The sequence below is a fragment of the Cellulomonas sp. P4_H12 genome (genome assembly GCF_056400905.1).
Genome location: NZ_JBFUKJ010000059.1, coordinates 1 through 6,742, shown reverse-complemented (window position 1 = coordinate 6,742; position 6,742 = coordinate 1). Strand labels below are relative to the sequence as shown.

At 75.4% G+C, this 6,742-nt stretch carries 8 protein-coding genes; 3 read left to right on the top strand and 5 right to left on the bottom strand.

What is annotated here, in order from left to right; translation table 11 throughout:
• Both AC1DQC_RS19650 and AC1DQC_RS19645 read left to right on the top strand, forming a co-directional pair.
• Positions 1–891, top strand: an 891-nt coding sequence (locus AC1DQC_RS19650) for a hypothetical protein (protein ID WP_477052914.1), incomplete at its 5' end; no start/stop codon positions are given.
• Positions 888–1,928, top strand: a complete 1,041-nt coding sequence (locus AC1DQC_RS19645; protein WP_477052913.1) for an RDD family protein — start codon at positions 888–890, stop codon at positions 1,926–1,928. The genes AC1DQC_RS19650 and AC1DQC_RS19645, both read left to right, overlap by 4 nt.
• Positions 1,929–2,005: 77 nt before the next feature.
• Here AC1DQC_RS19645 and AC1DQC_RS19640 read toward each other — a convergent pair whose 3' ends face one another.
• The 5 genes from AC1DQC_RS19640 to AC1DQC_RS19620 all read right to left on the bottom strand — a co-directional run bounded on the left by AC1DQC_RS19640 (position 2,006) and on the right by AC1DQC_RS19620 (position 5,985).
• Entirely contained in the window at positions 2,006–3,454 is a 1,449-nt protein-coding gene (locus tag AC1DQC_RS19640; protein ID WP_477052912.1) for a hypothetical protein, read from the bottom strand.
• Positions 3,455–3,510: 56 nt separating this feature from the next.
• Entirely contained in the window at positions 3,511–4,782 is a 1,272-nt protein-coding gene (locus tag AC1DQC_RS19635; protein WP_477052911.1) for a S8 family peptidase, read from the bottom strand.
• On the bottom strand, positions 4,779–5,213 hold the full coding sequence (locus AC1DQC_RS19630) for a hypothetical protein (protein ID WP_477052910.1): 435 nt from the start codon (positions 5,211–5,213) through the stop codon (positions 4,779–4,781). Before AC1DQC_RS19630 ends, AC1DQC_RS19635 begins: the two co-directional genes overlap by 4 nt.
• Positions 5,214–5,371: 158 nt before the next feature.
• Complete coding sequence (locus AC1DQC_RS19625) at positions 5,372–5,656, bottom strand: WXG100 family type VII secretion target (protein WP_477052909.1); 285 nt, start codon at positions 5,654–5,656, stop codon at positions 5,372–5,374.
• Between the two features lie 17 nt (positions 5,657–5,673).
• The gene (locus AC1DQC_RS19620) at positions 5,674–5,985 is read right to left on the bottom strand and encodes a WXG100 family type VII secretion target (protein ID WP_456826244.1); all 312 of its coding nucleotides are present in this window, start codon (positions 5,983–5,985) and stop codon (positions 5,674–5,676) included.
• A gap of 296 nt (positions 5,986–6,281) precedes the next feature.
• On the opposite strand from AC1DQC_RS19620, the gene AC1DQC_RS19615 reads away from it, so the two are divergent.
• A partial coding sequence (locus AC1DQC_RS19615; RefSeq protein ID WP_477052908.1) for an EsaB/YukD family protein occupies positions 6,282–6,742 on the top strand: 461 nt, incomplete at its 3' end.

The window sequence follows — 6,742 nt, the reverse complement described above, 5'->3', positions numbered from 1 at the left end:
ACCCTGGCCGGCCCGGCCCTCGGGTTCGCGGCCGGCGTGCTCCTCATCGGCCCGTCCGACGGGCCGACCGGCCGGCTCGCCGGGACGGTCGGACTGGTCGTCGCCACGGTCGTCGCGGGCGTCCGGGTCGTCGCCACCCGGTCCGCTCGCGCGGGTGCCGACGACGCCGGCGTGGTCCTCGTCGGCGTCGCGCTCGCGGCCGGCGTCCAGTCCGCGGTGCTGCTGGCCGCGCTGCCGCCCGTCGTCGCCGCCGCGGTGCTCGTGGGGGTCACGCCGCTCGGCCTGCGCCTCCTGCCGACCCTCTCGCTGAGCGTCCCGGACGAGCAGCTGATCGACCTCGCGCACGTCTCGCGGACGGCCGCGTCGGTCCGCGCACCGCGCCCGCGCGCGCTGGGACGCGTGAACCAGCGGCAGGTCGGCCTCACCGTGGCGCACGCCGAGCGCCGGAAGGCGACCGCCACCGTCGTGCTGTCGTCCGTCCCACCCGTGCTCCTACCGGTCGTCCTCGCGTCGGTGACTCCCGGCACGGTGCCGGGGATCGGCGCGCTCGTCCTGGCAGGCTGCGTGGCGCTCGCCCTGGTCCTCGGACCGCGGTCCGCCCGCGGGGCCGTGGGTCGGTGGGTGCCGCGCGCCGCGGCCGCCGTGGTGCTCGTCGAGCTCGCCGCGGCCGCCCCGGCGGACGCCGCGTGGCTGGTGCCGGTCGCGGTGGTGGCGCTCGTGCTGGTCGCCGGGATGACGGTCCTGTCGATCGTCCTGGGACGGGGGTGGCGGTCCGTCGTCGCGTCGCGGCTGGCGGACACGCTCGAGGGCCTCGCGGTGGTGCTGGCCCTCCCGGCCGCCGCCGTGGCGGCCGACGTGATCGAGACCTTGCGGAGGGTGACGTCGGGATGAGCGTGCAGACCGAGCAGGCGTGCGCGGCGTGCGGGAAGCCGCTGCGGCCAGGGGCACGTTTCTGCACCAGCTGCGGCACGCCCGTCGCCGCCGCCGTGGTGGTGGTCCAGGCGCAGCCGACCGCCGTCCCGTCCGGCGCGGCCCCGGAGCCCGGACGGCGCGCCACCCGTGCCGGGTCTGTCGACGCGGCGCCGCTCGGTCCCGCGTTCGACGGCGTCCGTGCCGCGAACGTCGGCCAGCGCCTGCTCGCGTTCCTCGTCGACACGGTCTGCGTCGCGGTGGTGGGCGGCGTGGTCCTCGCGCTCACCAGCAGCGCCGTGCTCGCCGCGCTGGCGGCCGCGGAGGTCGTCATCGGCATCGTCGTGTGGGAGTCGCGGACCGGCCGGACCTTCGGCAACGTGCTGCTGGGCCTGCGCGCGGCGCGCCAGGAGACGCCGTACGCGCCCGGCCTGGCCCGCGGCGTGCCGCGCGCGCTCGTCCTCGCCGCCGGCCACCTGGTGGCGGGCGTCGGCCAGTGGCTGGTGGTCGGGTCCTCGTCGTTCGACAAGAGCGGGCGCGGTCAGGGCTGGCACGACCACGTGGGCCGGTCCGTGGTCGTCGACGTCCGCGGTCCCCGGGCGCCGTCGGTCGCCCCGGTCGCGACCACGGGGTCCCGGACCGTGACCACGCCCCCGGCCCCGACCGCGGTCGTGGTGCCGACGTCGTACCTGGTCACCCTCGACACCGGGCAGACCATGAGCGTCAGCGGCCCGGGTCTGGTGGGCCGCTCGCCGCAGGTGGTCCCCGGGGAGCGCTGCGACCACGTCATCGCCATCGACGACCCGGAGCGCAGCCTCTCGCGCACCCACGCGCGCTTCGGCATCGACCGCGCGGGGTTCTGGGTGGCTGACGCGGGCTCCGGCAACGGGACCGTCGTCGTGCTGCCCAGCGGGCAGTCCGTCCCCGCGGCCCCCGACCAGCGCGTCGTCGTCCCCTCCGGGTCGACCGTGCGCATCGGCGACCGCACCTTCACGGTGCGGGCGGTCGCGCCCCGCTGAACCGGCGGACGGCAACGGCCGCCCATCCGCACGGATGAGCGGCCGCCGCGACCGGCGTCGAGCCGCCGGCCGAGGTCCTACCAGCCCTCGTCTGCGCCGTCCGGCTCCGCGACCACCTGGAGCGCCGGTCCGTCCTCGCGCGACCCGGCCTTGGCGCCGGTGCCCGGCGTGGGGACGGAGCCGTCCTCGTCGTCGAGGCCGAGGTCGGGCGCGAGGTAGCCGAGCGCGGTGCGCTTCTTGCTCTTCGACGACCCGCCCCCGCCCGCGCCGCCGGCGCCTCCGGCCATCATCGACCCGCTCCGCGAGCCCGCCGGAGTGCCCGCCGCGCCGGTCTGCGAGCCCGAGAGCACGGACCCGCCGCCGGTGGTGCCCTGGGGCGATGTGGCCGAACCGGTCGCGCCGACGGCCCCGCCGAGCGCGCCGGCACCGCCGCGGGCGCCTCCGCCCAGTCCTGCGCCGCCRGMCGTCGCGCCCGGCATCAGCCCGAGTCCGCTGGCGCCCCCGGTGCCACCGCCGAGCCCGGCGCTGCTCGCGCCGAGCCGGTTCAGGCCCGCCGCACCCAAGGCCGTGCCGCCGACCGCGAGCCCACCGGCGAGCGCACCGCCACCGGCGGCGCTGCCGCCCAGGCCGACCCCGCCCGCACCGCCGTGCGAGCCGGTGCCGTTCCACGGGGTGCTCGGGTCGGTGCCCGGGAGGGTGCCGGTGAGGTCGCCGTCGGGGGTCGTGTCGGTCCCCGTCCCGGGCGGTGTCACGGGCGGCGCGGAGACCACCGGCGGCCTCGGCCCCGTCGTGGTGGTGTCGGTGGGGGGATGGGTGATGGTGGTGACCGGAGGGTGGCCGATGGTCGGCGGCAGGGCGACGGCCGTCGACGGGCCGAGAGTCGGGGTGCCGCCCGACCCGCCGGGTGCGGACGGGGAGCCGCCGCCCAGCGACGGCGCGCTCTGCACCGGGGCGCCGCCGACCCGCTCGCCCTTGCCGTCCTCCTGGTGCTGGCCGTCGGTCGGCCCGTCGGGGAGGTGCGTGGCGTCGGGGAAGCTGCTGCTCGCGGCCGCCAGGGACGCGTTGAGCGTGGCGAGCGCCTTCTGGGCCGCCTTCTCCCGCTCCTGCTCGCGCTGGTCGGACCAGATGTTGCCGGCGATGCTCGCGGCCACCGTGCCCACGCCCGGCAGCGCGATGGTCCCGCCCAGCGTGATGGCCGCCTTCTCCGCCCCGCTCAGCTCGCCGTCGGGCAGCGCACGGTAGTCCTCGCGCGCCTGGAGGATCGCCGCGCGGGCGGTGGCGGCCGACGACGCGACGCCGTCGAAGCGGTCGGCCGTGTTCACGATCGCCGTCGCCAGGGCCGCGAACGAGTCACCGGCCACGTCGGCCGTGTCCCCGCCGATGCCGAGGTCGGTCGCCATGGACCGCAACGACTGGGCGTAGGTGCTCACCGCGTTGCTGATCAGGCCGAGCTGGTCGGTGTCGTCGTGCAGCGAACCGACCTCGGCGTCCAGTGACGCGCTCAGGTCGTCGGCGTGCTGTCCCATCTCGGTTCCCTCCTGCGGTGCGTGCGTGTGTCGGGTGCCGGTCGGACCGGCGGAGCTCAGGCGGACGGTGGTGCGGACCCGGCGCGTCGGCGGGCGACGACCACCCCGACGACGATGCCCACGACGACGAGCAGGACCAGGATCCCGCCGACGACGAGGAACGTCGAGGTGCTGCTGTCCGCGTCGTTCTCGGGCGCGGCAGCGGTCGGCGTGGTCGTGGTCGGGTCCGTCGTGGGCGCCGCGGTCGGTGCGCCGGTGATCTCGGCGATGCTCGGCTGCACGCTCGGGTCGTCGGTGAGCAGCGGGTTCACGTCGGGGTACGTGGTCGGGTCGTGCTCCAGCATGTGCCGGACGTTCACCGCGCCGTAGCCCCAGGAGTCGTCGCGGCCGAGCTCGTGGTCGGTCGAGTCGGTGTTGCGGATCAGCGTCTGGATGATCTGGTTCGCGGTCGCCGTGGGGTAGGCCGACCAGACGAGCGCGAGGGCGCCGGACGTGAAGGCCGTCGCGTTCGAGGACCCCGTGGTGTACCGGTAGACGGTCCAGTCCTCCTCGGCGACGAGCATGGCGTAGTACTCGCCCGGCGCGGTGACCGTCAGCCGCGGGTCGGTGTTGTTCTTGGCGGCCAGCTGGCCGTCCGGACCGATCGACTCCACCGCCACGACGCCGTTGCCGGAGGCCGGCGGGAACAGCCCGGTCCCGCCGTCGTGCGGCGCCGCCGCGACGATGATGGCGCCGTGCTGCTGCGCGTACGCGACGTCGGCCCAGTCCAGGTCGTCGTCGGAGATCGACATGTTGATGATCTTCGCGCCGTCGTCGACGGCCTGGCGCAGGGGGCTGCCCTCGACGCCCGCCGGGGGATAGCAGGTCGACGTGGAACCGTCCTCCGAGACCTGCACGCCCGTGGTCTGCACGTAGTGCAGCACGCGCGCGCCGGGCGCGATGCCGAGCGTGCCGGGCTGCGCGCCCACACCCGCGCCCGTGCCGAGCAGGATCGTCGACATGGCCGTCGCGTGCTCGGCCGCGGGGGTCGTGGTGACCGCGTCGACCGGTGGTCCGCCGTCCGTCTCGGCGCAGAAGGCCGGCTCGTGCGTGGTCACGTCGGTGCCGGCCAGGTCGGCGGACTGCGGGTTGATCGGGCCGTCGATGACGGCGACGGTGATCCCGCTCCCGGTGGTCCGCTGGTGGATGTCGGCCATGCCGGTCTGGTTGTAGTACCAGAGACCCTGCTCGCGGATGGGGTCGTCGGCGGCCTGCGCACCGGTGGCGGCGACGCCGAGCAGGCCGAGCAGCAGTGCGGTGGCGGCCCCGGCTCGTGCGGGCAGCCTCATCCGACGCCGTGCTCGCGCGGTGCCGTGCTCGCGGGAGCGACCGGCGTGGAGCCGGGGGCGCCCGGGGTGCCGGGAGGAGCCGTGGCGCCGTTCGGGGACGCGTTGAGGCGCTGCGCCACCTGCATCAGGCGGGCCTGGACGTCCTCGTCGGTGCTCACCAGGTTCGACATGTTCGACTGCAGCGCGGCGTGGTAGTCCGCCATCTGCCGGTGGATGAGCTTGAGCTCGGTGTCGAGCGAGGACAGCTGCGCACGGTAGGCGCTGACGAACGTCTGCGTGTGCCCGGCCGTGGACCACGTGCCCGTGGTCTGGCGTGCGTGCAGGTCGTGCAGGGAGCCGCGCAGCATCGTGACGTACTCCTGCAGGCGCACGAGTGTCTCGAGGCGCGCCTTGACGACCTCACGTTCGAGCTGGATGTCCCCTGCGGCCACCGTGGAACCTTTCGTCTGCGTGCCTGGGTCGGTGCCCATGCGTATCCCCCTGACCGTCCTGCAGCGGTGCTGACCGTGACGGCCGCGCACCACCTCTCGGGGTGCGCGACCGCCACGGGTCGTGCGGTTGCCGGTCCGTCAGCGGACCGGCGGGCGGCTCACCAGCGCGAGGCGTTCGACTTCTCGGTGGACTGGTAGTCCTCGCCCGAGGTCGACACGGCACGCCCGACGTCGGCGAGCAGCGCCTTCATGTCCTCGATCGCGGCGGTCCACTTGGCGCGCGAGGCCTCGTAGGACGAGGCCGCCTCGCCGGACCAGTTCGCGCGCAGCGGCTGCAGCGAGGAGTCCATGTCGGCCAGGCGGGCCTCGATCTGGCGGGCGCCGGCCTGGATATCGGCGGCGGCGGTGGCCAGGCCACCGAAGTTGACCTTCAGGTCGCTCATCGTCAGCTCCTCGTCGTTCAGCCGAGGCGACCCGACAGCCGGGAGAACACCGACTGCTGGGCGTCGTCGGACGCGGTGTAGGTGGACTGGGACGAGACGAGGTTGGACTCGAACTCGTTGAGCGCCGAGACGATCTTCGTGGCGTCCTCGCGCCAGCGCGTCATCAGCTGGTTGAACGCGACGGCGCCCTGGCCCTGCCAGTGCGACCCGATGCCGGCCAGCTTGCCCTCGAGCGAGCTCAGCTCGCGCTGCAGCTCCCCACGGGAACGGGCGACGACGTCCGCGCCCTGCTTGAGCGCACCATCAGCTGCGGAGACTTCTGCTGCCATGACACCTCCCCTGCACGCGGCCCCGAGCAACACGGGGCCGAACCTTGGGACACCCCCGTCCGGGCGGTGCCGGAGCCGCGGGATTTTCCCCACGGAACCGACTGGACCCTAGCCGAAACGGACACCACCCGTCGCCCCGGGCGACGGACTGTGGACAGCGTTCACCCGCCTGGAGGAGGTCGTCGGATCGGTCGGTGAGGACCAGCGACCAGCGGCGTCGGCGGCGGACGCGCTTGGTTATGCTGACCGACGACCTCCCGCGGATCGGCGCCCGCCGACGCACACGAAGGACGCCGATGACCGACCCGAGCTCGTCCCCGACGCCCGTCGGCACCCTCCTGCGGGTCTCCGTGACCGCCGGGGACCGCCGGGTGGACCTCGGGGTCCCGGGCAACGTGGCGGCCGCGGAGATCGTCCCCGGCCTGGCTCGCACGCTCGGTGTGCTGGACGCCGCGTCGGTGTACGGGGGCTACCGGCTGGTCCGCGCCGACGGTGAGCCCGTCGACTCCGCCCGTAGCCTCCTGGCCGCCGGCGTCGAGGACGGCGCGGTGCTCACCCTCGAGTCGGGCGCGCGCAAGCCCGAGGTCCGCGTGTACGACGACGTCGTCGAGGCCGTGGCCGACGCCGTGGAGTCGCAGTACCAGCCGTGGACGTCCCGCGACAGCGCCCTCGGCGCCGCGTGGGGTGCCGTGGCGCTCGTGCTCGTCGCCGCCGCGCTGCTGGTCGGCGCGGACCCGGCCGCGGCCATGCCGCCGGT